The sequence below is a fragment of the Mesorhizobium sp. M1D.F.Ca.ET.043.01.1.1 genome (assembly GCF_003952385.1).
GTDB lineage: Bacteria > Pseudomonadota > Alphaproteobacteria > Rhizobiales > Rhizobiaceae > Mesorhizobium.
Window position 1 is genome coordinate 522,308 of sequence record NZ_CP034444.1, and the last position, 24,809, is coordinate 547,116.

The window sequence follows — 24,809 nt, forward strand, 5'->3', positions numbered from 1 at the left end:
CTCTACCTCTCCACCAGCGCCATTCTGGCGTTGACGACGTTCATCACCGCGGAGGTGATGAGGCTCAGCACCAGATAGGCGATCATCATGATGAACACGCCCTCGACCGCCTGCCCGGTCTGGTTGAGCACCGTGCCCGCGACGGCGGTGAGATCGGGATAGCCGATGGCGATCGCCAGCGACGAGTTCTTAGTCAGGTTCAGATACTGGCTGGTCAGCGGCGGGATGATGATGCGCATCGCCTGCGGGATTACCACCAGGCGCAGGATCGGACCGGAGCGCAGGCCAAGCGCGCCCGCGGCCTCGCTCTGGCCTTTGCTGACGCCTTTGATACCGGCGCGCACGATCTCGGCGATGAAGGCCGCCGTGTAGCAGGACAAAGCCAGGTAGAGCGACAGGAATTCGGGTTTGACCTGGAAGCCGCCGGTGAGATTGAAGGTCGACTGCTTCGGGAAGTCGAAGGTGAGCGGCATGCCGGCAAGCAGGAAGGCGAGCACGGGCAGGCCGACGATCAGCGCGACCGATGTCCACAACACCGGAAACTGCTGACCGGTCGCCATCTGCCGCTGGCGCGCCCGGTGCGCGACGAACCACGCCATGGCGAGCGCCACGACGAAAGCGACCAGAATCAGCCAGGAGCCGTCGCCCCAGACGGCGCTCGGGAAGTAGAAGCCGCGCTGGTTGAGGAACGAACCGAACGGCAGGTGATAGCTCTCGCGCGGCGGCGGCAGCACCGCGAGCACGCCCGAATACCAGAAGAAGATGACCAGCAGCGGCGGGATGTTGCGGAAGATTTCCACATAGACCGTGCAAATCTTGCGGATCAGCCAGTTGTGAGACAGGCGGCCGACGCCGATGACGAACCCGATGATGGTCGCGGTGATGATGCCGGCGATGGCTACGATGATCGTGTTGACGAGGCCTACGAGGATGGCACGGCCGTAGGTCGAATCGGAGGTGTAGGCGATCGGCGTATCCGAGATGTCGAAGCCGGCCCTGCCCTTCAGGAAGCCGAAGCCGGAAGCGATGTGAAGGCGCTGGAGGTTCTCGATGACGTTATGGACGATCCACCAGACCGAACCGAACAGGAGGATCACCACCAGCGTCTGAAAGAACAGGGCGCGTATTTTCGGGTCATTGATGAAGGAGCCGCGACTCGGCTCCTCACGAAGGATTTCCTGCGAAGCCATGAACGATCCCCTGGAAAGAGAAGCCGGGAGGCAGACTGTCTGCCCCCCGGATCACGTTTCGATCAGCGAACCGGCGGACCATATTGCAGGCCGCCCTTGGTCCACAGCGCGTTGATGCCGCGCGCGATCTTGAGCGGGCTGCCCGAGCCGACATTGCGCTCGAACATTTCACCGTAGTTGCCGACAGCCTTGATGACGTTGACGACCCAGTCGTTGGAGAGGCCGAGATCGGCGCCGTACTTGCCATCGGGCTCGGTGCCGAGCAGACGCTGGATGTTCGGGTCGGTCGACGACTTCATCTCGTCGACATTGGCCTGCGTGATGCCGGCTTCCTCGGCGTTCAGCAGCGCGAAATACGTCCACCGCGCGATATGGGCCCACTGGTCGTCGCCCTGGCGCACGGCCGGGCCGAGCGGCTCCTTGGAAATGATCTCGGGCAGCACCACGTGGTCGGCGGGCGAGGAGAGCGTCAGGCGGATGCCATACAGGCCGGACTGGTCGGTGGTGTAGGCGTCGCAGCGGCCGGAATCGTAGGCAGCGTTGACCTCGTCCAGCTTCTCGAACACGACGGGATTGTACTCCATCTTGTTCTTCTTGAAGTAGTCGGCGAGGTTGAGCTCCGTCGTGGTGCCGCTCTGCACGCAGACGGCGGCGCCCGAAAGCTGCAGCGCCGAGTTCACGCCCGGCAGCTTCTTGGCGTTGATCATGAAGCCCTGGCCGTCATAGTAGGTGACGCCGACGAAATCCAGGCCGAGCGCGCTGTCGCGGTTGCTCGTCCAGGTGGTGTTGCGCGACAGGATGTCGATCTCGCCCGACTGCAGGGCGGTGAACCGCTCCTTGGCGCTGAGCGGCGTGAACTTGACCTTGGAGCCGTCACCGAAGACGGCGGCCGCGACGGCGCGGCAGAAATCCGCATCGATGCCCTTCCAGTCGCCCTTGTCGTCCGGCGCCGAGAAGCCGGCAAGGCCGGTCGAGACGCCGCACTGGATGAAGCCCTTCTGCTTCACGGTATCGAGCGTGCCGGCCGTAGCGGCTGACGCCGTGAACCCGAGCGCGGCGGCGCCAAGGATACCCAATGCAATATGTTTCATGACCCACAGACCCTTTTCTGTTACAGGCGCCCCTGCTTCCCAGGCAGCCCTGATCTTTTTCCGTGTGTGAATGCAGCTCCCATTTGGGTCCGCTCCCGGACCCGCATCGTTAGCCGATGCGCTGCCTCCCATTCACGAAACGCATCGAAGGCGATTATTCCTGTGAGGTCAAGGGAAATGACCGAATTGCGACGGGTTTGAAAACCGATTGCCGCAAATGCCTGAATTGCAGACAAAAGCGCCCGCGAATTGGTCAAGAGCTGCAACCGGAACCGGCAAGTCCCGGCCCCCGGAAATTTTGAACATTACGAGAATTCCCAGCCATTACTATTGTCGACGGCAATGGAAGGACTGGCGCGATTCATGGCGGGGCAAGGCGCACCGGCTGCGTTCGGCAGATATCCGCCGGAAGCGCCAACGGGCGCGCAAACGATAAGGGCGGCAATCCTCTTATTTGGCCCATCCAAACACCGCCGCTTGGCGGATTCGAAGCGGTTGCGCGGCCAGGTCCACCGCTCTATGGCTGGGCTCCTGACACATTTCGACGAGCGACGAACCATGGCGACAGACGGCAGCAAGATCGGCATCAACACGCAGCTTGCCCATTCCGGCAACAACCCGCGCGACTATTTCGGTTTCGTCAATCCGCCGGTGGTGCATGGCTCGACGGTGCTCTATCCCGACGCCGCCTCGATGGCCTCGCGCAGCCAGAAATACACCTACGGAACGCGCGGTACGCCGACGATGGATGCGCTCACGCTCGCCGTCGACGCACTCGAAGGCTCGGCCGGCACAATCGCCGTGCCGTCCGGCCTGGCTGCGGTGACGATTCCCCTGCTTACCTTCGTCTCGGCCGGCGACCATCTGCTGATCGTCGATTCCGTCTATCACCCGACGCGGAATTTCGCCGACACGATGCTGAAGCGCCTCGGCGTCGACATCGAATATTACGACCCCCGCATCGGCGCCGGCATCGCCTCGCTGATCAAGCCCAACACAAAGGTGGTGTTCACCGAATCGCCGGGATCGAACACCTATGAGGTGCAGGACATCCCCGCCATCGTGAAGGCGGCGCATGCCGCGGGCGCCATTGTCATGATGGACAACACCTGGGCGACGCCGCTCTACTTCAAGCCGCTCGACCACGGCGTCGACATCTCGATCCATGCGGCGACGAAATATCCGGCCGGCCACTCCGATGTGCTGCTCGGCACGGTCTCGGCCAATGAAGCGCATTGGAAGCGGCTCTATGAAGGGTTCTGCACGCTGGGCTGCTGTTCCGGGCCGGACGATGTCTACCAGGTGCTGCGCGGCCTGCGCACCATGGGGGTCAGGCTCGAGCATCACCAGAAGAGCGCGCTTGAAATCGCGCGCTGGCTGGAGGAGCAGCCGGGCGTGGCGCAGGTGCTGCATCCGGCGCTGGAAAGCCACCCCGACCATCAGCTGTGGAAGCGCGACTTCTGCGGCTCGAGCGGTGTCTTCTCGATCGTTCTCAAGGGCGGCGGGCAGAAGGAGCAGCACGCCTTCCTCGACGCGCTGACGATCTTCGGCCTCGGCTATTCCTGGGGCGGCTATGAGAGCCTTGCCGTGCCGGTCTTCCTCGGCGACCGCACCATCGCCAAGGGTTCCTATCAAGGGCCGCTGATCCGCCTGCAGATCGGGCTGGAAGATGTCGAGGACCTCAAGGCCGACATTTTGCGCGGGCTCGAAGCGGCAGCGGCCGCCGAGTAACGGCCCGAACCGGCGGGGACGACCTGCCTAATGATGATGTTCCTTCAGGCGATGCCGGTGGGCAGCCTGCTTTGCCCGGTTGCCGCATAGCGCCATGCTGCACCAGCGGCGCCTGTGCCCGCGCGTATGGTCGACAAAGAGCAGCGTGCAGGCCGGACCTTCGCAGGCCTTCACATGCGAGAAGTCCTCGGTGCAGACAAGCTCGGCCAGAGCTTCCCCGACCGGCAGCAAGAGGGACGCCGGCGTCCGCCACCTGCGAACCGGCTGAAGCGCAAATGGCACGGCTTTGCCACCGTGCACCGCGGTGATCCGGCTCGACGTCTCATCGCGCTCGAGCAAGCGATTGAGCGGCTCCAATTCCGCCAGGTCCGCCGCAGCCAGAGCCCGCCCCTTGTGCTCGCGGACAAAGCCTCTGAACCATTCCCTGAGATGCCTTGCCTGATCGGCGACCTTGTCGAGTTCCCCCGGCAGCGCGTTTCTTCGGACAGTTTCCAGCACCTCGGCCGGCACGAGCCGCGCCTGCCGCAGCCAGTCCAGCAAGCCCTCGCCGCCGTCCAACCAGTCGACAGGCGTTTCGACGGGCGCCGCAATCGAATTGAGGAAATCCAGGCCAAGCGCGTCGCCGACGAAAAGCGCAGGTGAGCGGTCCATCGCAACTCCAATCCGACGTGGCAGCAGTCCGCCGCGGGGCATCAATCCATGAACACGAGTCTGTGATAACCGGTTTAAATACGGTTGACAAGTTACCTTCTTCAATCGTAACCGTTCTGTATCGGATAATGAGGTTATCGACCAAGCGACCCCGATACGGAAGGAAGCGGCAATGTCATCGAAAGGCGTAAGTATCGTGCTGGTCCATGGCGCCTGGGCTGACGGATCGAGCTGGGCCAAGGTCGTCGCGCCGCTGGCCGCGCAAGGCCTCAAGGTGGTGGCGGCGCCGCTGCCGCTGACGTCATTCGACGACGACGTCGCGGCGCTCGATCGGGCGCTGGAGCGGGTCGAGGGGCCAATCGTGCTGGCCGGCCACGCCTATGCCGGCGCGGTGATCGGCGCGACCCGCAGCGAGAAGGTGAAGGCGCTGGTCTATGTGGCCGCACTGGCGCCTGACGAGGGCGAGACGGTGGCGGACGTCTTCTACCGCGCCGAACCGCATGCCGAGGCGCCCAAGCTCGGCCCCGACGAGCATGGCTTGATCTACCTGCCCGACGAGGCTTTCGCGGCTGCCTTCGCCCAGAATGCCTCGGCGCAGGAACTGGCAGTGCTTCAGGCCGTGCAGCGGCCCATTTCCCCGGCCTGCATTACGGTCGCCGTGGAGCGACCGTTGTGGCGGGACCGGCCGGCGTGGTTCTTGATCGCCGAACAGGACCGCATGATCGCCGCCGAAACGCAGCATTTCATGGCAGCGAGAATGAAGGCCCGGGCGCGCTCGCTGCCGCTGGATCACACGCCGATGGTCACCGCGCCGGATGCGGTCGTCGAGATCATCCTCGAGGCCGAGCGGGCATAGCGTCGCCGGTCAGTCCGGCACCCGAGAATAACCCTTCACTCGCCAATATTTCGGTTATAGACAAGGAGAGAAAGATGACTGCCTACCGCACGGCCGATGTCGACGGCTTCAGCATCTTCTACCGCGAGGCGGGCAAGCCCGGCGCGCCAAAACTGCTTTTGCTGCACGGCTTCCCAAGCTCCAGCCATATGTTCCGGGATCTCATTCCCCTGCTTGCCGACCGTTTCCACATCGTCGCGCCGGACCTCCCGGGCTTCGGCCGCTCGGACATGCCTGAAGCCCGCGCATTCACCTACACATTCGATCATATCGCCGACATCATCGACCGTTTCACCGAGGTGGCAGGCTTTGATCGCTATGCCCTCTATGTCTTCGACTATGGCGCGCCGACCGGGTTCCGTCTGGCGCTGAAGCATCCCGAACGCATCGCCGCGATCATCTCGCAGAACGGAAACGCCTATGAGGAAGGCCTGAGCGACGGCTGGAATCCGATCCGCGCCTATTGGCAGGAACCCTCGCCGGCCAATCGCGAGGCGCTGCGCGGCTTCCTGAAGCCCGAGACGACCGCTTGGCAGTACACGCATGGCGCCCCGGAGAACGCGGTCTCTCCCGACGGCTATTCGCTCGACAATTTCTATCTCACCCGGCCGGGCGCGCATGAGGTGCAGTTGGACCTCTTCGGCGACTACAAGAGCAACATCGCGCTCTATCCTGCCTTCCAGGCCTATTTCCGCACCCACAAGCCGCCCTTCCTGGCGGCCTGGGGCAGGAACGATCCATTCTTCCTGCCGCCAGGTGCCGAGGCGTTCAAGCGCGACATCCCCGAGGCGGTCGTGCGCTTCTTCGACACCGGCCATTTTGCGCTGGAGACGCATGCCAAGGAAATCGCGGCGGCAATCGACGACTTCCTGCGCTGATCCCGCCTCGAAGAATCAAGGAGAAACGCCCATGGCGAAATCCGTCGCCATCGTCACCGGCGCCAGCCACGGCATCGGCCATGCTGCGGCACGGCCGATGGCGTGGAGGCGGCAAAGAGTTCGGTGGTGCTGACTGTACGCATGGACGGCGGCGAAGCGAAATCTATCTGAAATGCGACGATCGAACCCTTGAGGCTGCACACATGATTGACTGGGACAGGGTGACCCGCGCCCACGTTCTGCGCGCGATGGAAGAAAATGACCGGCTGGGGCCCGAGCGCTTCTTCGCCGAGCACGGCTTTGCGCCAACCACGACCTACGAGCTGGTCGCGGACAACCGCCTCTACCCGCCGAAAGCGATCCTCGGCACGGCCTATGAGTTCGCTACGAGCGAGCGGCTCGGTTCGAGCGACTTCGAGGGCGGCAGGACCGGAGCCGTCAAGGTGCTCGGCAAGCTGGGTTTCACCGTCCAGGCAAAGCAAGCGAAATAAGCGGGTCGCGGATAACGGGCCGCGGAACCTAGATCCGCGAACGGCCGCAAGCATTGGCGCGATTGACGAAGCGAAGGCCGTTGGCGGCATTCCGCCGGACGGCGACGCGCAATAATATTCTCTTCAACCGCGAATAGACGGATTGGTTTGGCTTCCAAATCGGCCGCTTCGGCGGCATTGCGGGCACCGCAAATTCGCACAGGTTCCAGGACTTGCCATGGCGTTCCGTCTCTTCGTTCCGATCCTTGCCGGCGCGACGCTGCGCGAGCGGCTCGCCGCCTGCATCGGCGCCACCATCGGCATCGCGCTGACCGGGGTGATCAGCGGGCTCGCCATGGGCAGCGGCCCGCATGTGGCGCTGCTGGTGGCGCCGATGGGCGCGTCGGCGGTGCTGCTCTTTGCCGTGCCGTCGAGCCCGCTGGCGCAGCCCTGGTCGATCATCGGCGGCAACACCATCTCGGCGCTGGTCGGCGTGACGGTGGCGCATTACGTGCACAGCCCGGTGATCGCCTCCGGGCTAGCGGTGGCGCTCGCGATCGCCGCCATGTCGTTCACGCGCTCGCTGCATCCGCCGGGCGGTGCCGCCGCGCTCACCGGCGTGCTCGGCGGACCGGCCGTGGTCAGCGCCGGCTTCCTCTTTCCGTTCGTGCCGGTGGCGCTGAACTCGATCATACTGGTCACGCTCGGCTTCCTGTTCCACAAGCTGTCGCGCCGCAACTATCCGCACGTGCATGTGCCCGTGGCCAACAGCCACGGCACCGCCGACCGGCCGCCGGCGGAGCGGGTTGGCTTCCGGCCCGAGGATGTCGATGCCGCGCTTGCGGCGCTCGACGAGACCTTCGACATCGACCGCGACGACATCGAGAGACTGCTGCGCCAGGTCGAACTGCAGGCGATGGTGCGCGCACAGCGCACGCTGCTTTGCCAGGACATCATGTCCCGCGACGTGATCTCGGTGCCCGAGCACGCCACCGCCAAGGAGGCGAGCAAGCAGCTGCTCGACCACAACATCCGCACCTTGCCGGTGGTTGACGCCGAGGCGAAGCTGGTCGGCGCGGTCGGCCTGCGCGAGCTGACGGGAGCGACCGACACGGTGAAGGACGTGATGTCGAAGGCCGGCACGGCCTCGCCCGAGACGCCGGCGATGAGCCTGCTGCCGGTGCTGACCGACGGCCGCAGCCACGCGGTGGTGATTGTTGATGCCGAGCGGCACATCCTCGGCCTCATCACCCAGACCGATCTCCTCGCGGCGGCGGCGCGCGTTCAGACTGCAGACAGCCCGCAGTTGAAAGCTGTAGCATAGGGTCAGCGGCCGAAAACCCGGGAACCTTTTGCCGGTGGGCGCATCCAATTGCCGGATGCAACTTGTCGGGAGATCGGGACGCGATGAGAAAGTCCGCACTGCAGGCCGCCGCGATTTCGGCGGCGGAGGCCAGCGACATGGCGCTGGTGCGCCGCGCGGTCGCCCGGGAAGCGGGCGCCTTCCGCGCAATCATCAAGACGCACAACCAGCGGCTCTACCGCATCGCGCGCGGCGTGGTGCGCAACGACACCGAGGCCGAGGACGTCGTACAGGAGGCCTATATGCGGGCGTTCGCCAGCCTCGACGCCTTTCGCGGCGATGCCTCCTTGGCCACCTGGCTGTCGCGGATCGTCATCAACGAGGCGCTCGGCCGGCTGCGCAAGAAAAAGCGCATGGCGGCGATGCCCGGAAACCCGCAGGCTGAGATCATCCGGTTTCCCCTGACCCCAAGCGACTTGAACCCTGGCGACGATCCGGAGCGGACGATGGCGCAGCGACAGATCCTGGCGCTTGTCGAACGGGCGACCGACAGCCTTCCCGATGTCTATCGCACCGTGTTCGTCGCCCGCGTCATCGAGGGCCTGAGCATCGAGGAGACCGCCGACCTGCTCGACGTCAGGCCGCAAACCGTGAAGACCAGGCTGCACCGGGCACGCGCGCTGGTGCGCAAGGCGCTGGACGACGAGATCGGCCCGGTGCTGCTCGACGCCTTTCCTTTCGCCGGGCGCCGGTGTGAAAGGTTGACGCAAGCGGTGATGAAGAGGCTGGGGTTCGAGGGCTGATAGGTCGACGGGACCAGTGCCCGGCTCCCCAGCGTCACGCTTTCCCGGAACCTTTCGCCCCTTCCGGCATCCAATGGCCGTCAACCCAGACAAGCCCGACGCCTTGCGCCGGGCGAAGGAGATGCCATGTTTATCCGACAGACCGCCGCCCTCGCCGCTTTCCTCCTTGTCAGCGCCGCGCCGCTGGCCGGCGCCGCCGAAAAGCCCACCGATCCGCAGATCGCCCATATCGCCTACATGGCCGGCACGCTCGACATCGAGGCGGCCAAGCTGGCGATCAAGACGTCCAAGACCAAGGAGGTCGTCGACTTCGCCAAGGACATGGAGCGCGACCATGAGGCGGTGAACAGCCAGGCGCTCGCCCTAGTGAAGAAGCTGAACGTCAAGCCCGAAGACAATGCCACCAGCCAGGCGCTGGCGAAGGCCGCGAAGGAGGAGCGCGCCAAGCTGGCGAAGCTCAAGGGCGCCGCCTTCGACAAGGCCTATATCGAGAACGAGGTGGCCTATCACAAACAGGTCAACGGCGCGCTCGAGACGCTGCTCATCCCCTCGGCCAGCAATGCCGAGCTGAAGAGCCTGCTGGAGACAGGGCTGAAGATCTTCCAGGGCCATGAGCAGCATGCCGAACATGTCGCCGGCGCGCTGAAATGAGGGCGAGCGCGTTATCGCTGCTCAGCTCGCTGGCGCTGGCGCTCATCGCTTCGCCGGCGCTCGCCGCCACGATCGAGGTGACGATCGACAAGCTGGTCTTCTCGCCGGCGAGCGTCGAAGCAAAGGTCGGCGACACGATCGAGTGGACGAACAAGGATGCGTTCGTCCACACCGCGACGGTGAAGGGTGGCTGGGAGGTGATGATCCCGCCGAAATCGAAGGGCAGGATCACGCTCGGGCAAGCGCGAGCGGTCGACTATTTCTGCCGCTTTCACCCCAACATGAAGGGTCATGTGGAGGTCGCGCCCTGACTTTCGAAGCCGGCGGCGCACGCCACCGGCTTCTCCGCGCTAATGCCAGGTGCGGCGTTCGCTATCTTTTCCGATAGATGCTGATGTGGCGCCAACTGCGGGCATCGAACGGTTCGCGGTTCCAGCCACCATATCGCTGCTCGAGCACCAGGCCGGCGCATCGCGCCATCAGGTCAAACTCGGGCGGGTGCGCCAGCCTGAGCCTGAGCGGAACCATGCGGACCATGTCGTTGCCGATATCGATATGCGACAGGTCCAGCACCTGACTGATCGGATCATACCGGCACGCGGTGATGTGGACCGATGCGGTTCCAGGGTGAGAGACTTCGACGAACCCGTTGTCGGCCTGCTTCGGCGCGGTGGGAATCCGGCATTCGAGCAGGAAAACGCCACCTTCATCGAGGTGCCGGGCCGCATTCTCGAAGCATTTGACCTGGCCATCCTGGGTAATCACGTTGCCGATGGAATTGAACACCAGATAGACTAGCCCGTACCGGCGACCCATATCAGCCGCGGTCATGTCGCCATTGACGACGCCGACCTCCGATCCGCCCGGTTTGGCCCTCAGCACTTCGATCATGTCGGGCGAAAGTTCGATGCCATCGACGCGCAGGCCGGTCGCCGACAGCGGCAATGCAATTCGACCGGTGCCGATCGCAAGCTCCAGGCAATCCCGTCCGGCCGCGATCTGTTTCAGGAATTGAACCGTCTCCTCTTCATCGCCGCGCAACTCGTCGTCGTAGCGCCTTGCGACGTCGCCGCGAAAGCTGTCTTCAGGCCTGAACCCTTCCATATCGTGTCCTCCAATCCCACGTAACTAGGCTGCGCGACGCCCCAGGCAAGCGCCGTCAGGCATGCGGTCGATCAGGGCATAGGTCAAGGCGTTGAGTTTTTCGGAGCGGTTGAGGGTCAGCACCGCGACGCGGTCGCGGATCTCCCACGGCACAAGCTCGGTCATCATCTATTCCTTTCCGGCGTGAACGGCCGCAAGGGATCAGCTTTCGGCTTGTCTGTATATTCACCAGTCGGTATACTTGACGGGTGAACGAAAAGGTCAATCACACCAGGAAGCGCCTTGTCGACGCGGCGGCGAAGCTGTTCTATGCCGAAGGCATCGGCCGGGTCAGCGTCGATGCCGTGGCGGAGAAGGCGGGGCTTACCAAGCGCACGCTCTACTACCACTTCAAGAGCAAGGACGAGCTGATCACGGCCTATCTCGACAGCCGCGACCAGCCGAACCTCAAGCAGATGGCCGACTGGTTCGAGGCTGCGGAAGGCGGCGCGGACAAAAAGGTCACGGCGATCTTCACCCATCTGGCGCGCGTGGCGCGGCACGTCAAATGGAAAGGCTGCGGCTTTCTGCGCACGGCTGCCGAACTCGCCGCGATGCCTGGACATCCGGCGGTCAAGGCCGGCTCGCGCCACAAGAGCAATTTCGAGAAATGGCTGGCGGGCGAGCTTTCAAGCCATGGCGTGCGCGAGCCGAAGATGCTGGCGCGCGAGATCGTGCTTCTGATGGACGGCGCCTTTTCCAGCATGCTGATCCATCACGATCCCGACTACATCACCGCCGCCGGCCACGCCGCCGCGACGCTGGTGCGGGCGCGGATGGCAGCGCCGGCGTAGACTTCGAACCGGCGGAGCGCGGCAGCGTCCCTCGCGCGCCAGATGCCATGTTGGAGGCTTGGCCGGGTTCGTCGCCAACGGGCAGCTCTGACGCCCTGGACCAAAAAACCTGGAAAGGATTAGGGCCAGTCCGCCTGACTTGGATGGTGCAATGCAGGAAGCGGATGGTCATTATAAGGAGACCCTTTATAACGGTCGCCGAGATTTCCGACTTAGCCAAGGGGAGACGATGCGCTACATACGTCCGCAATCAATGGAAGATGCCGTGGGCCTGCTGGCCGGCGCGGCCGGCCCGGCAGCCATTCTTGCCGGAGGCAGCGATCTCCTGGTCAGGATGAAGGGCGGCTTTGTCGAGCCCGAGCTGATTGTCGACATCAAGGCGATCGAGGGCCTAGGCGAAATCACGGAAACGGCCGACGGCTTCAGGATAGGTGCGGCAGTCCCCTGCGCCGTATTGGGCGAGAACGCGGCGCTGAAGAAGGCGTGGCCCGGCGTCGTCGAGGCGGCCAAGCTGATCGGCTCCAAGCAGGTGCAGGGACGCTGCACCATCGTCGGCAATCTCTGCAACGCCTCCCCCGCCGCCGACAGCGTGCCGGCGCTGGTGGCCGCCGGCGCCAAGGCGGTTGTCGCCGGGCCATCCGGCAAGCGCACCATTCCTGTCGAGAGCGTGCCGACCGGGCCTGGCCGGACCTCTTTGGCCAAGGGCGAGATCATCGAGGCGATCCTGCTCGACAAGCGCCCGCCGCATGCGGGCGATGCCTATCAGCGCTTCATCCCGCGCACCGAGATGGACATCGCCGTGGTGAGCGCCGGCGTGGACCTGACGCTCGATGACAAAGGCGTCGTCAAGGCGGCCCGCGTGGCGCTGGGCGCCGCCGCGCCCACGGTGCTGCTGGTCGAGGAAGCTGCCCAAGTCCTCATTGGCTCGAAGCTCGATGAAGGCACGCTTGAGCGGCTGGCAAAAATCTGCGCCGGCGCCTGCCGTCCCATCGACGACAAGCGGGGTACCATCGAATTCAGACGGAAAGTCGCGGGCGTGCTGGCCAGACGGGTCGCAGCAATCGCTTATGAACGTGCAGGAGGCAAGTGATGGCCGGTGTAGCGGTTTCAACGACAATCAACGGCGATCACGTCGAGTATCTCTGCCAGCCTGACGAGACGCTGCTCGACGTGCTGCGCGACCGGCTGGGGCTGACCGGCGCCAAGGAAGGCTGCGGAACCGGCGACTGCGGCGCCTGCAGCGTCATCGTCGACGACCGGCTGGTGTGCTCCTGCCTGGTGCTGGGCGCGGAGGCCGAAGGCCGCCAGATCGAGACCATCGAGGGCATGGCGCATGGCGATCAATTGCATCCGCTGCAGCAGAAGTTCCTGGAGCATGCCGCCCTGCAATGCGGCATCTGCACGCCGGGCTTCCTGATCGCGGCCAAGGACCTTCTGGCGAAGAACCCCTCGCCCACCGAGGAGGAAATCCGCTTCGGGCTGGCCGGCAACCTCTGCCGCTGCACCGGCTACGACAAGATCGTGCGCGCCGTCCAGGACGCGGCAAACGTGATGAAGGGAGCCTGAGATGAATTTCGATCCGCGCTATTCCGGACGCAATTTCTCTTCCGTCGGCACGCGCCCCATCCGCCCCGACGGCGTCGACAAGGTGACGGGCCGCGCGCGCTACGGCGCCGACTTCAACATGGCCGGACAGCTGGTCGGGCGCGTTCTCAGAAGCCCGCATGCGCACGCCGTCATCAGGAAGATCGACACCTCGAAGGCTGAAAAGCTCGCCGGCGTGAAGGCGGTGATCACCGCGGCCGACCTGCCGGACCTGACCGACGGCGATGCCGCGATGTTTGACATCCTCGACAACTGCATGGCGCGCACCAAGGCGCTCTATGACGGCCACGCGGTGGCCGCGGTCGCGGCGATCGACGCCCGCACCGCCAGGCAGGCGCTGAAGCTGATTGAGGTCGACTACGAGGTGCTGCCGCATGTGACCGATGTCGACGAGGCGATGAAGCACTCGGCACCGCTGATCAACGACGCCATCTTCACCGAGGGCCTCGAGGAAAAGCCGGTCAAGCCCTCCAACGTCTGCAAGCGCACGCAATACGGCCATGGCGACGTCCATCAGGGTTTCGCCCAGGCCGACATGATCATCGAGCGCTCCTTCAAGACCGAGCAGACGCACCAGGGCTATATCGAGCCGCATGCCTGCGTGGCCAGCGTCAACCCCGACGGCACGGCGGACCTGTGGGTCTGCACGCAAGGGCATTTCGTCTACCGCCAGCACTGCGCGCAACTGCTTGGGCTGGAAGCCTCGAAGCTGCGCGTCACCTCCTCCGAGATCGGCGGCGGTTTCGGCGGCAAGACCCATGTCTGGGCCGAACCCGTCGCGCTCGCGCTGTCGCGCAAGGCTGGACGGCCGGTGAAGCTGGTGATGACCCGCGACGAGGTGTTCCGTGCCTCCGGCCCGACCAGCGCCACATCGATCGACGTCAAGATCGGCGCCAAAAAGGACGGCACCATCACCGCGGCGGAAGCGACGCTGCGCTATAGCTGCGGCCCCTATGCCGGCATGTGGGCCGAGATCGGCGCCATGACGGCCTTCGCCTGCTACAGACTGGAGAACGTCAAGACCGTCGGCTATGAGGTGCTGGTCAACCGGCCAAAGACCGCGGCCTATCGCGCGCCCTCCGCACCCATGGCGGCCTTCGCGGTGGAAAGCGCGGTCGACGAGCTCGCCAAGGAGATCGGCATCGACCCGGTCGACTTCCGCATCAAGAACGCCGCTCAGGAAGGCACGCGCGCTTCCTACGGCCCGGTCTACGGCCCGATCGGCATCGGCCCGACGCTGGAAGCGGTGAAGAACCATCCGCACATGAAGGCGCCGCTGGGCACGAACCAGGGGCGCGGCATGGCCTGCGGCTTCTGGTTCAATTTCGGCGGCCAGACCTGCACCGATCTCAACATCGGCATGGACGGCTCGGTCTCTTTGGCCGTCGGCACGGTGGATGTGGGCGGGTCCCGCGCGTCGCTGTCGCTGGTGGCGGCGGAGGAGCTCGGCATCGACTATGCCCATGTCAAGGCGATCGTCGCCGACACCTCTTCCCTCGGTTACAACGACATGACCGACGGCAGCCGCGGCACCTTCTCCTCCTCGATGGCCACCATCTCGGCCGCCCGCAACGCGATCAAGATCCTGCGCGAACGGGCCGCGCAGATGTGGGACATCTCGGTCGATGACGTTGTGTGGGAAAAGGGCCATGCGGTCGCCAAGGGCGAGAAGCACGGCAATCTCGGCAAACTGTCACTGAAGGAGATCGCGGCGCAGTCCGGCAAGACGGGCGGGCCGATCGCCGGCCACAGCGAGCTCGTCGCCGACGGCGCGGGCGTGTCCTTCGCCACCCATATCTGCGACATCGAGGTCGACCCCGAGACCGGCTCGACCAGGGTGATCCGCTACACGGTGGTGCAGGACGCCGGCAAGGCGGTGCACCCGACCTATGTCGAGGGCCAGTACCAGGGCGGTGCCGCGCAAGGCATCGGCTGGGCGCTCAACGAGGAGTATATCTATGGCAAGGACGGGCGGCTGCAGAACCCGGGCTTCCTCGACTACCGCATCCCGGTATGCTCCGACCTGCCGATGATCGACACGCAGATCCTCGAGATCCCCAACCCCAACCACCCCTACGGGGTGCGCGGCGTCGGCGAGACCTCGATCGTGCCGCCGCTGGCGGCGATCGCCAATGCGGTGTCGAACGCGGTCGGCGTGCGCATGAGCCACATCCCGATGTCGCCGCCGCGGATTCTCGCCGCGCTCGAGGCCGAACGGGAGAGGTTCTCGCGCTAATGGTCGAAGTGACGCTCTGGGGTTCGCTCGGCGCTGCCGCCGGAGGCCAGAGCAAGCTCGACATCGAAGCCAAGGACATCAGGGAGCTGTTCCGGAAACTTTCGGAACAGTATCCCGCCTTCGAGCCCCTGATCGATCGCGGCATAGCGGTGGCGATCGACGGGACGATCTATAGGGATACGTGGTCGAAGAAGCTGCCGCCGGGGGCGGAGATTTTTCTGCTGCCGCGATTGGCGGGGGGATAGGCGGATCACGATCTCCACATTCCAGAGCTGGCAGCCAAAGGCTCGGCCAGCGCTGGACTTGCTCGAAAAGCGCGATCGCGTCGCAGCGCGCGATCAAAGCTCCAGGGAACGGGTGGTCAGACGAGGCCGCGACGCCCGGTGATCTTCTCGACGTTGATGCGGAAGAAGAGGTGGGGCGGACGGGCCACGTTGTCCTCGGAGCGAGGTGTCTCGCTGCCGGGGTCCCACCAGTTGGAGCGCGCTTTCTGCAACAGCGCCCATGCCTTGTCGCGCTCACCCTGCCGGGGGCCGGCATCGGGGAGCTCTTCGTAGCGGCCGAAGGCGACGACGCTCCACCAATCGCGGGGGCTGCGAATCTCATCGACTTCGAAGCAGACCTGAGGGTGTCCCCGCATCGCCTCGACCTTGTGGCCGATGAGGGAGAAGCTGTAGATGTGGCCGTTCTCGTAGACGAAACTGACCGGCACGACATACGGCACCCCGTCGCTTACGCAACCAAGGCGCCCGACCCTGCTTTCGGCCAGGTGCGACCTGCATTCCTGGGCGGTCATTTCGCTGACGATCACGGGACGCCCCCTGCTGAGAGAGCGAGGCTCATTCTTTTGATCTCCATTCCGCCAAAGTGCGAAGCGCACGCAGGCTCGGCCGGATGCCTCCCGTCTAGCCGATCGTTTCAAGGAACCGATCGGCGAAGCCGGCGAGCGCGTTCCAGTCGGTGAATTCGTGATCGCGCTCGATGTTCGGATCGCCGCTCTTCATGACTACGAATTTGACGAACTGCTCCTGAAAGTAATCGTATTTGGTGAAGCGCAGGGCGCCGCCGAGAAGCAGGATCATGCGGGGTTGCCACGCCGTGACGGAAACGAAGCGATCCACGTACTTTTGAGCGTCCGCCTCGTGACCCTCCAGCGCCGCCGACAGGCTGACGGAAATGAGGGCCGAGGGCTTGGTGCTCAGCTGGTCGTGATGCGCAAACACGAAGTTCGTGACGGCTTCCTGGTGGTGCTCCTGGTGGACCGATGCGGCGACGACGAAGGCATCGAAGTGTCCGAGCTTCAAATCGGGAGCGAGCGCCGCGCTATCCTGCAACTCGACCTGGTGCCCGCGCGCGCGAATTTGCGTTGCCGTCCGCTCGGCGACCTTCTTCGTCTGCCCTTCCGTCGATCCAAAAACAATCAGGACGTTCACGGTGCCCCTCCGACAGCGGATGAGACAGTCATGGGGCGATCAATATGAGCCCGCCCGGCATGCCGGTACCTTGATGCAACGGCAATCGACAACATTATAGCTCACGGAACAGGCATCACGAACCGATTTTCGCTGCGGCATGGAGGCTGGAGTAGTCAAGCAACGAAGACTGAACCGGCGGACTCTTTGCGCATCGCTGCATGGGGGCTGCGGGGCTACCGTTTTTGCCTTGGCGCTTCCCGGTTTGTTCAAAAAGAAAGCGACAGCTTTCTCTCTGGAACTTGGACTCTGGATTCTGGCTTATGGATTATGGGGCTTATCCCCTGCCTTAACCCGGGGGTTATCCAAAGCCGGGATTCCCCAGTTTTTCCAACGGCTTCTGCTTCGGCCCCGACAGCGCGTCGAGCCGCTGTTGAAGATGCCCGTTGAGCACGTTCGCGCGGGTTAGATCCGGTGCTGGACGTCGCCTCCACCGAGTTTTTCCCTATAGGCCCGCCAGAGCCTGAGCAGCAAGGAGCCGAGCTACCAAGCGGTACTGCTCTACGAGGAAATCGTCATTGGTGAACCATTCGGCATAGGGTGCCATGCGAACGCCCTTCGCTTCGGCATCCTTGATTTGGCTGGCGCCGGCGAACATTAGCCGTTTGCCGTCCGACGAACGAACCATCTCAGCGCTGACGGTCATTGCGATCCCTCGGCCATCGCCAACTGGTACGCTCAATGCGTGGTAGACGTTGATCTTCAGCCTGGCGGAGGCGGTCGATGCCGCATCTGTCAGGCGATATCCCTTGCTAATGAGGTCTTCCTTCGCCTGACTCTCGATGAGCTCGCGGAGGTTGGTGCGCGTATCCACGATCTCTTGGAGACGAGAAGTTGCCTCTGCCACCGTGGCGGGCACGTTCCCGGAACTCGCATTTGCCTCACTTGAATTTGGCGCAAAGACAGTGGCTTTCGACAGCTGCACAGGCTCCACGTAGACGAAGCCCATGGAGGCCTTGCTCTGCGGGTCGATGGAGGACGCGACGCAAGCGGTAAGAGCGACCGCGACAAGGGCAATAAGACTGCGGCGAAGCAATGGAATCTCCAAAATTTTCAAAGTCGATTCGCGATACTACTAAACAGGTCATTCGGCCCATCGCGTGGGACACGTCAAGGAGCAATCATGATGCCTCTATCGCGCTCGTGCAGATACTCTTTGGATGGACATCCACATCCGACCATTTCCTGAAGGCGATCGAGGAGCGAGTTCAGGAGCGTGTTGAACTAGCACTAGCCAAATGAGCTGATGTGGCCTCGGCGAGACCGCGCGCTGCTGGCCTGCCGGTGCGGGCCGACCGGCCCGTCGCGACTTCGTCAGATGCCGAGCGCTCTAAGTCACCACCGAAAGGCTCGCCGGCTGCGACGCGCCCGGGAATGGTCCGATCCTGGCCGGGCGATGCCCGGACTGGAACAGGTTGCTGTGGAGGTTGGCGATCCACTGCTTGCCCTCCGTCGTCAGCTCCAGATAGCGCAGCGCGTCGCCGATATAGGGCTCGACCTCGAGCGTGAAGAAATTGGTGAAGATGGCGCCGAGATCGGCGGCGGTCCTGCAGCCGAGCTTTTCCACCATGCCGATCTCGGAGAACTCGGCAAACAGCGCCGTCAGCTTGCGGTGGTAGAAGGGATCGGCGAGCTGGCCGATCAGGTCCGCGGCCCTGACCAGCGCCGGTTCGGTGTTGGTGACGTGGTAGGCCGGATCGTTCGGCACCGGAAAGCGCGTCATCTCGATCGCCGCGACAATGCGCTCCTCGTCGATGAACTTCGAGGACTTGAAACGCTGGCGCACATACATCTTGGCGCGGTCGACATGATAGGGCCCAAGCACCGCGTCGGAGGCGCCGCGCGGCGGCGTGCAGCGGTCGCCCGCCTCGTTGATGACGAAGCTCTCGTCGGTGTCGCCCTCGCACACGCCGTGCACCATGCCGATGTCGTGGACAAGCAGCGCGCAGGTATAATGCAGCCAGTCATCAGGGGTCAGGGCTTCTGAAAGCAGCCGGCCGCGGATGATCTGCTGGCCGGCGAGCGTGACCATCAGCGTGTGCTCGATGTTGTGGTAGAGCGCGTTAGAACTGCCGATGCGCTCCAACACAAGGCGCGCCGCCCCGCCCAGGTAGCTCGCATATTCCGGATTGCGATGCGAGAAATACTGCAGATAGAGTTCCGACAGATAGTCGCCGAGCCGGTTGGCCATGATGGAGATCGGATTGAGCATGACAATCGTTCCTGACCGCTTTGAAGCATGACAAGTCGCGCCGCGCGGCGGCCATCCTAGCACGGTTCCGTCGCAGATTTGTGCCAGACCAAGGCCCTAAGCCGGCGGGGACTGGCGGCTGCTGCCGGCGGTCGCCATCGCCACTCGCGAGACCGTGGCCGCCGCCGGTGCCGACTGCGCCGTCGGCGACTGCCGCGGCCATGTTCACCCATGTTTCGAGGCTCATCTCGACCGGGCATCGGGACCTCTGGACCTGGCACTCTGGGCTTGGGAGCTGAAGTCATGACCGCGGCAGGTCGAAGCTAGTGCCGGTGAAAGCTGCCCGCCCTACGCCCCCAGCGTCGGCTCCGTATTCACCTCCAGCGCCTCTTCCGCCTCATCCTCATCGCCAAGCACCTCGCCGTTCACGCCCAGCGGCCGGCCGATCCAGATCGGGTCGACCAGGTGGTCGCGCTTGGGGTTGGTGGTGTTGGGGTGGATGAGGATGCTCAGGCCGCCGTGGTTCAGCATCAGCCACGGCACGAGCGAGGCGAAAAGCTCGGTCGCGAACGAGACCTGGTACATCGCCTGCTGATGCGGGCCGACCGGCTCGTCGCGCCAGTTGCCCAGGCGCACGCGGAAACGTTCGCCGATGCGCAGGCGCAGCCATTCGGCATGGTGCCGCTCGGCCTGCCCGGCGTAGTAGATATGGGCGTGATAGCTGGCGATCTCGGCGATCGGCCTGACTTCGTTCATCGCGATGCTCCCCTTCGATGATTTTTGCGCGCCGCGGAACTGTAGCCGAGGTGCAGGCGCCTTGTCTGCAACCGGTCCCCCGCGGTTCAGGAAGGCAATCGCGCACGGCAGCGCCAGCCCCGGCTCCGTCTCGGCTTCGCCGAGCCACCTCTCCCCCCACGTTATGGGGCGAGGAACCCAAGCTTTCCGGGGGCGCGGCCTCGGCGGTTGGCGTTTCCTCGCCCCCATGAAATGGGGGAGAGGTGGATCGGCGCGCAGCGCCGAGACGGAGCGGGGGAGCAGCATCTGCGATTGCCCTGTCCGCGGCCGCGGAAACGCGGCCTATGCGGTGCCTTTTTTCGAGAAGACCGAATAGCCGAGATTGGGGCCGATGTGCCTTGCGCGCTAAATCACCGCGGTGACCGTCCCCGCCGCATTGAGGCGACAGTCGACACGCGCCTGCCTGACTTCAATGCCGCCTTGCCTCTTATAGTCTATGCGCACCGCGATCGGGGCGTTGAGTCCGCTTTGAGCTTGACGCGCGGGACCTGCGCTTGCCGCGTAGACACGCACGGCGCCGAGGGGCTTCGCGGCGGTCATGATCGCCGCGTGACAGGCGCGCACCACGTGATCTGGTGTGCCGGGTTTCGCTGTCAGAGGTGACAGGACCGCAAACGGATGCCCCTCGGCGAGCCGCCGGAGGTCACCGTTGCCGGAAGGCCGCAGCGCGGGAGGCAGAGTGATGGATTGTGCCGCGGTCTTGGCCAAAGCGGGGGCTGTCGTGACTGCGGCCGGGCGCCGGGCAGAATGAGCCTGTCCTCTTTGAGCGGAAGGATGGTCGCCCACACGGGCGCCCGCAGACACGCCCGCGCCTTTGCCGCCCATGTTGCCGCCGGCACTGGCGCCGGGTGATCCGCCGCCGCTGGCCGATGCGCCAGCGTTTGCGCCACCGACACCGTCGGCGCTCGCGCCCACGCCCGCCGACACGCCTTGCGAACCGGCGCTCAATCCAGCGCTGACCCCGACACCGCCAACCGTGCCGCCTACGCCGACGTCGACAGCCGAGGCAGGCCCGATCGTGATCCCGATCACCAAGCCAGCTGCGACGTATTTCTTCATGGCCATACCTCCCCGCGGTATCGTTGCGGGTCGCTGCTCTTCACGGGTCCGGCGTCGGTGGTCGCGTCGGCAGCAAGGCGGCGGGAAGAGCTATGGTCGCCACCAGATCGGGTTGCGGCGACTTTTGCAGCTTAACCCTCTGCCTGTCCGGCGCCTTGTGCGCGGACGCGGAGCGCTCCGACATGCTTGCATGCCGCCTTGCGGGGACAGTCGCTTTCGGCATGCGCTTCATGCTCACCGTGCGACGCTCCGCCTTGACGATGCCAGTTGCCTGCCGTGCGGCACTGAGGCTGCGGGCCAGGCCGATAGATCTTTCACGCTCTTGTTCCAACGCCGCGCTCAACGCTGCCGCGGCCTCTCTTGAAGCGTCGCGTTCCTTGCGCACGCTGTCGAGATCCCGCGCGGCGGCATCCGCCCGCTGACGTTCCAGCGCCAGCGCCTCGCCGGTCTGCTTCAATGCGGCCTCGGCCGCCTGGCGGTCCTTTATGGCGTTGGCCTGCTCGATCGCGGCCTGAGTTGCGCCTGTCTTCAGATCCTCGGCGGCCCGGCGGGACGCGGCGAGTTGCTGTTCAAGGAGATCAACCTTGTGCCGCTCCTCATCAAGCGCCCGCTGAACAGCAACCTGAGAGGCCTCTGTCGAGCGATCCGCTTTAAGCATGGCGGCCTTTTCATTGTCCCACACAATAGCCTTGGCCTTGAAGTCTTCGACAACGCGCCGCGCCGCCTCCAGATCGAGCGCGAGCGCTTTGGCTTTCTGCCGCTGCTTTTGCAGGTCTTGTGCCTGTTTGGCCGCCTTGTCGGCCACTGCATGCGCCTCGGCGCTTGCGTCGCGCGCGTTGCGCTGCATGACGTCCAGCTCAACTCGTGCCGCCGCCAATTCGCGGCGCAAAGCCTGCTCATGCTCGCCAGGCAGCGTCTGCGCAGCTTGCTCGAGTGCTCCTGGCGCCGTGGGCGCCGTATCTTCGGGCGCTGCTTGCTCGCCTTCGAGCCCCACGGAACCTGTCGTTTCCGCGGCCGGTTTAAGGATGCGCTGGACGATCGTCTCCGGCCGCTCGGGCAGGCCACTCCTGGCTTGCAGACGATCGGCAATCAGCTTTGCCAACTCGTCGGTACGCAGCCTGGGCCCGCTCCATGGGTCTACCCTGCCGGTCGAGTCGATGTTGAAGTCTCGGTTGAGCTGCAACCCCTCCACAACGCCGCCACGCAGCGCGGTCCAGTGCCAAACGTGCAGTTCGATCCTGTCTCCCGGGCCTAGTCTGTCGTCAACCGTCGACTGGCTCCTCGCCGGAAGACCCAGCAGCAGAACGAGGCATAGCGAAATGAGACAAAGCGCGGGGGTGCAGCCCCTGCCGCGCATTCCAAGGAGTGAACTCGAAACCCGTCGCCCAATGAAGGTGGAGTTACGATGGATGCATGCTGACTGGGTGCCCTGCACATGGTTCATCACTGAACCCCACCGGCTGCGCGCCCCTCACCGCCATCTACGATCCGTAAACCCGTACTCGGCGGCTGGACGCCGCACCAAAGACCCATGATAGAAAAGCACTCTCTCGGCAACGCCAAGTACCGCAAAAGGCTTAGGGGACCGTCACCTTTCAACTTAGTGATTATCGATCCGTCGTGGGCGGCCATGGCATGTGTTGAGCTCGCCCACCGCGCCGTTAAGGGGCAACTTGCAAATTGGTTTTGCCTAATGTGCGGTCGTGTCTGCGGCCAAGTAGATCGCCGTCCCCTCACCCTGGCCCTCGGCGCCGCCGCCCGCTCCCCCACAGAGCCCGCGCGACCAGGCCCCGCGTCCTCCTGCGCGGAATAAGCTCCACGTCGCTGACCAGCTTCGCCCCGCCCTCGCGCCGCTCGAGCGTGATCTTGCGGCTGTGAAACGCTTCCAGCTCGGCCCGGTGGGCGACGCTGATGATGGTCACCTTGGGCAGGGCGCGGATCACCGTCTGCATCATCCTGTCCTGGCTCTTCTCGTCGAGCGCCGAGGTCGCTTCGTCCAGCACGACGATGTCGGGGCAATGCAGAAGCAGGCGCGCGAAAGCGAGGCGCTGCTTTTCGCCGCCGGAGAGCGTCTGGTCCCAGGGCGCGTCTTCCTCCAGCCGGTCTTTCAGGTAAGCGAGGCCGACCTTGTCGAGGGCTGCATTGATCTTCTTGACCGCCCAGTTGTCGGCGGGGGCGGGATAGGCGACCGCGCGGCGCAGCGTGCCGGTGGGGATGTAGGGGCGCTGCGGCAGCATGAACAGCCGCCTGTCGGCGTGGAAATTGACGCTGCCGCCGCCCCAAGGCCACAGCCCCGCGATCGCCCGCACCAGCGTCGACTTGCCGGTACCGGATTCGCCGGCCACCAGCACGCGCTCGCCCGGCACGATCTCGACCTCGGTCTCCTTGACCACGCCGGTGCCGTCATTGAGCGTGACGGAGAGATCGTCGAGCGAGAGCATCGCACCGTTTTCCGTATTGCCATGCCTGATGCGGCCGAAGGCCTCGCTCCGTTCGGCGCGCTCCAGCCCGTCGAGCGACATCATCAGCGAGGCGATGCGGCGCGCCGAGGCGTTCCAGTCGGCAAGGCGAGGATAGTTGTCGACCAGCCAGCCGAACGCGCCCTGCACGATGGCGAAGGCAGACGCGGCCTGCATGACCTCGCCAAGCGACATCGAGCCTTCGAGGAATTTCGGCGCGCACAAAAGCACCGGCACCACCGGCGCGAACAGGCTCGCCCCCTGCGACACCACCGCCGTGCGCATGTGCTGTCCCGTCAGCAGCGCCCATTGCCTCAGCACATGGCCGAAAGTCCTGTCGATGCCGCTGCGCTCCTCCTCCTCGCCGCCGAGGAGCGCGATGCTCTCGCCGTTCTCGCGCACACGCGTCAGCACGTAGCGGAATTCGGCTTCGGCCTGGTTCTTCACCTCGGAGAGCTGCACGAAATGGCGGCCGATGACCACCATCGAGGTCGAGGTGATGGCGGCATAGATGACCGCGGTGACGACGAGGAAGCCGGGAATGGTTATGCTCGCGCCGCCGAACGGCAAGGTCAGCGCGCCGCCGATCGTCCACAGCACCACGATGAAGGTCGAGGCCGACAGGAAGGCGTTGATCACGCCGGAAATGAAATCGACGGGCGCGTCGGTGGCGATCCGCAAATCTTCCGTCAGACGGGCTTCGGGATTGGTGTGGTCGCCAGCGACGAGGTTCAGCTGATAGTAGCGGCCGTGGGCCAGCCAGCGCGCGATGACGCCGGTGGTGAGCCAGGAGCGCCAGCGGCGCTGGATCGTCATACGCAGGTAAACCTGCGCGACGACCAGGCTGGCGCTTCCTGCCACCAGCGGCAGGAAGACAGCGCTCAGCATATAGACGGTGCGGACGTTGCGCTGCTCGATCGCGTCGAAGAAGGCGCGGTTCCAGACGTTGATGCCGTACTGGAAGCCGACATTGACGACGATCAGAACCAGCAGCAGAACCGTGAACGGCCAGGCGAGCCGGTCGCCGTGCTGGCCCCAATAGCCTCGCCCGCTGATCCAGAAACGCCGCAGAAGGTATTTCTTGCGCGCCTGCTCGGCCGCTTGCGGCGTCAGCTCGGGATCCGGCTCGACGGACTCGGGCGGGGGCGGCGCGGCCTGGCCGTTGACCTCGGGCACGGCTTCGGCGGGCGGCTCCTTCTCGCCACTTGTTTTCCCTGCGCTTGGCTTCTTTGGGCCCGATTTCCTTGGTGAAGTCGACTCTTCCGGGCGCCGCTTCGGTTCACGCACTTCGTCTTGGCGCGACGTCTCTTCGCGAGCCTTGCGGGCACCGCGCGGTTTGGCGGCGTCGGTCGGTTTCGGTTTGAATTCAGCCTCTGACATCAGCCGACAACG

General features: G+C 64.6%; 25 protein-coding genes and 1 pseudogene. 13 read left to right on the forward strand and 13 right to left on the reverse strand.

All coding sequences use genetic code 11. The features are described from left to right. Nucleotides 1–2 precede the first annotated feature (2 nt). Both EJ067_RS02600 and EJ067_RS02605 read right to left on the reverse strand, forming a co-directional pair. Nucleotides 3–1,190, reverse strand: coding sequence for an amino acid ABC transporter permease (locus tag EJ067_RS02600; RefSeq protein ID WP_126084532.1), 1,188 nt, complete (start codon nucleotides 1,188–1,190; stop codon nucleotides 3–5). 62 nt (nucleotides 1,191–1,252) lie between these two features. Further along, complete coding sequence (locus EJ067_RS02605; protein ID WP_126084533.1) at nucleotides 1,253–2,281, reverse strand: amino acid ABC transporter substrate-binding protein; 1,029 nt, start codon at nucleotides 2,279–2,281, stop codon at nucleotides 1,253–1,255. A gap of 558 nt (nucleotides 2,282–2,839) precedes the next feature. Between EJ067_RS02605 and EJ067_RS02610 the strand changes: the two genes are divergently transcribed. Continuing rightward, entirely contained in the window at nucleotides 2,840–4,012 is a 1,173-nt protein-coding gene (locus EJ067_RS02610) for a cystathionine beta-lyase (RefSeq protein WP_126084534.1), read from the forward strand. Nucleotides 4,013–4,039: 27 nt separating this feature from the next. On the opposite strand, the gene EJ067_RS02615 is transcribed toward EJ067_RS02610, so the two are convergent. Continuing rightward, nucleotides 4,040–4,663, reverse strand: a complete 624-nt coding sequence (locus EJ067_RS02615; RefSeq protein WP_126089473.1) for an ABATE domain-containing protein — start codon at nucleotides 4,661–4,663, stop codon at nucleotides 4,040–4,042. A 172-nt stretch (nucleotides 4,664–4,835) separates the two neighbouring features. On the opposite strand from EJ067_RS02615, the gene EJ067_RS02620 reads away from it, so the two are divergent. The 7 genes from EJ067_RS02620 to EJ067_RS02650 all read left to right on the forward strand — a co-directional run bounded on the left by EJ067_RS02620 (nucleotide 4,836) and on the right by EJ067_RS02650 (nucleotide 9,974). Next, nucleotides 4,836–5,519, forward strand: a complete 684-nt coding sequence (locus EJ067_RS02620; protein ID WP_126084535.1) for an alpha/beta hydrolase — start codon at nucleotides 4,836–4,838, stop codon at nucleotides 5,517–5,519. 74 nt (nucleotides 5,520–5,593) lie between these two features. Next, nucleotides 5,594–6,436, forward strand: coding sequence for an alpha/beta hydrolase (locus EJ067_RS02625; RefSeq protein ID WP_126084536.1), 843 nt, complete (start codon nucleotides 5,594–5,596; stop codon nucleotides 6,434–6,436). Between the two features lie 203 nt (nucleotides 6,437–6,639). Further along, nucleotides 6,640–6,927, forward strand: coding sequence for a hypothetical protein (locus tag EJ067_RS02630; protein WP_126084537.1), 288 nt, complete (start codon nucleotides 6,640–6,642; stop codon nucleotides 6,925–6,927). A 217-nt stretch (nucleotides 6,928–7,144) separates the two neighbouring features. Further along, entirely contained in the window at nucleotides 7,145–8,230 is a 1,086-nt protein-coding gene (locus tag EJ067_RS02635; protein WP_126084538.1) for an HPP family protein, read from the forward strand. 83 nt (nucleotides 8,231–8,313) lie between these two features. Continuing rightward, nucleotides 8,314–9,012, forward strand: a complete 699-nt coding sequence (locus EJ067_RS02640) for an RNA polymerase sigma factor (RefSeq protein ID WP_126084539.1) — start codon at nucleotides 8,314–8,316, stop codon at nucleotides 9,010–9,012. 126 nt (nucleotides 9,013–9,138) lie between these two features. Next, nucleotides 9,139–9,663: a DUF4142 domain-containing protein gene (locus EJ067_RS02645; RefSeq protein WP_126084540.1), complete on the forward strand. Its 525-nt coding sequence runs from the start codon at nucleotides 9,139–9,141 to the stop codon at nucleotides 9,661–9,663. After that, nucleotides 9,660–9,974 (forward strand): cupredoxin family copper-binding protein, encoded by a 315-nt coding sequence (locus EJ067_RS02650; protein ID WP_126084541.1) that lies wholly within the window; start codon nucleotides 9,660–9,662, stop codon nucleotides 9,972–9,974. Before EJ067_RS02645 ends, EJ067_RS02650 begins: the two co-directional genes overlap by 4 nt. A 61-nt stretch (nucleotides 9,975–10,035) precedes the next feature. Here EJ067_RS02650 and EJ067_RS02655 read toward each other — a convergent pair whose 3' ends face one another. Next, entirely contained in the window at nucleotides 10,036–10,704 is a 669-nt protein-coding gene (locus EJ067_RS02655) for a class I SAM-dependent methyltransferase (protein ID WP_210211684.1), read from the reverse strand. Between the two features lie 123 nt (nucleotides 10,705–10,827). Then, nucleotides 10,828–10,932 (reverse strand): annotated as a pseudogene (locus tag EJ067_RS02660) (enoyl-CoA hydratase); the annotation flags it as partial. 83 nt (nucleotides 10,933–11,015) lie between these two features. On the opposite strand from EJ067_RS02660, the gene EJ067_RS02665 reads away from it, so the two are divergent. From EJ067_RS02665 to EJ067_RS02685, 5 genes are all read left to right on the forward strand, one after another. Next, nucleotides 11,016–11,600 carry a TetR/AcrR family transcriptional regulator gene (locus EJ067_RS02665; protein WP_126084543.1) on the forward strand — a complete coding sequence of 195 codons (585 nt, stop codon included), beginning with the start codon at nucleotides 11,016–11,018 and terminating at the stop codon, nucleotides 11,598–11,600. Nucleotides 11,601–11,829: 229 nt separating this feature from the next. After that, nucleotides 11,830–12,690, forward strand: coding sequence for a xanthine dehydrogenase family protein subunit M (locus EJ067_RS02670; protein ID WP_126084544.1), 861 nt, complete (start codon nucleotides 11,830–11,832; stop codon nucleotides 12,688–12,690). After that, complete coding sequence (locus EJ067_RS02675; RefSeq protein WP_126084545.1) at nucleotides 12,690–13,166, forward strand: (2Fe-2S)-binding protein; 477 nt, start codon at nucleotides 12,690–12,692, stop codon at nucleotides 13,164–13,166. Before EJ067_RS02670 ends, EJ067_RS02675 begins: the two co-directional genes overlap by 1 nt. Before the next feature lies 1 nt (nucleotide 13,167). Beyond that, complete coding sequence (locus EJ067_RS02680) at nucleotides 13,168–15,441, forward strand: xanthine dehydrogenase family protein molybdopterin-binding subunit (RefSeq protein WP_126084546.1); 2,274 nt, start codon at nucleotides 13,168–13,170, stop codon at nucleotides 15,439–15,441. Continuing rightward, complete coding sequence (locus tag EJ067_RS02685; RefSeq protein ID WP_126084547.1) at nucleotides 15,441–15,686, forward strand: MoaD/ThiS family protein; 246 nt, start codon at nucleotides 15,441–15,443, stop codon at nucleotides 15,684–15,686. The genes EJ067_RS02680 and EJ067_RS02685 overlap by 1 nt, the downstream gene beginning before the upstream one ends. A 116-nt stretch (nucleotides 15,687–15,802) precedes the next feature. Here the strand turns inward: EJ067_RS02685 and EJ067_RS02690 are convergent, their stop codons facing one another. The 8 genes from EJ067_RS02690 to EJ067_RS02725 form a co-directional block, all read right to left on the reverse strand. Next, nucleotides 15,803–16,252, reverse strand: coding sequence for a pyridoxamine 5'-phosphate oxidase family protein (locus EJ067_RS02690; protein WP_126084548.1), 450 nt, complete (start codon nucleotides 16,250–16,252; stop codon nucleotides 15,803–15,805). 94 nt (nucleotides 16,253–16,346) lie between these two features. Then, complete coding sequence (locus EJ067_RS02695) at nucleotides 16,347–16,874, reverse strand: flavodoxin domain-containing protein (RefSeq protein ID WP_126084549.1); 528 nt, start codon at nucleotides 16,872–16,874, stop codon at nucleotides 16,347–16,349. A gap of 484 nt (nucleotides 16,875–17,358) precedes the next feature. Then, nucleotides 17,359–17,970 (reverse strand): hypothetical protein, encoded by a 612-nt coding sequence (locus tag EJ067_RS02700; protein ID WP_145965168.1) that lies wholly within the window; start codon nucleotides 17,968–17,970, stop codon nucleotides 17,359–17,361. 273 nt (nucleotides 17,971–18,243) lie between these two features. Then, nucleotides 18,244–19,125: a metal-dependent phosphohydrolase gene (locus EJ067_RS02705; RefSeq protein ID WP_126084551.1), complete on the reverse strand. Its 882-nt coding sequence runs from the start codon at nucleotides 19,123–19,125 to the stop codon at nucleotides 18,244–18,246. Between the two features lie 327 nt (nucleotides 19,126–19,452). Beyond that, the gene (locus EJ067_RS02710; RefSeq protein ID WP_126084552.1) at nucleotides 19,453–19,860 is read right to left on the reverse strand and encodes a DOPA 4,5-dioxygenase family protein; all 408 of its coding nucleotides are present in this window, start codon (nucleotides 19,858–19,860) and stop codon (nucleotides 19,453–19,455) included. A 384-nt stretch (nucleotides 19,861–20,244) separates the two neighbouring features. Continuing rightward, the gene (locus EJ067_RS02715) at nucleotides 20,245–20,958 is read right to left on the reverse strand and encodes a hypothetical protein (protein WP_126084553.1); all 714 of its coding nucleotides are present in this window, start codon (nucleotides 20,956–20,958) and stop codon (nucleotides 20,245–20,247) included. A 40-nt stretch (nucleotides 20,959–20,998) separates the two neighbouring features. Further along, nucleotides 20,999–22,141, reverse strand: coding sequence for a hypothetical protein (locus EJ067_RS02720; RefSeq protein ID WP_126084554.1), 1,143 nt, complete (start codon nucleotides 22,139–22,141; stop codon nucleotides 20,999–21,001). A gap of 550 nt (nucleotides 22,142–22,691) precedes the next feature. After that, complete coding sequence (locus EJ067_RS02725) at nucleotides 22,692–24,797, reverse strand: ABC transporter ATP-binding protein/permease (protein WP_126084555.1); 2,106 nt, start codon at nucleotides 24,795–24,797, stop codon at nucleotides 22,692–22,694. Nucleotides 24,798–24,809 lie beyond the last annotated feature (12 nt).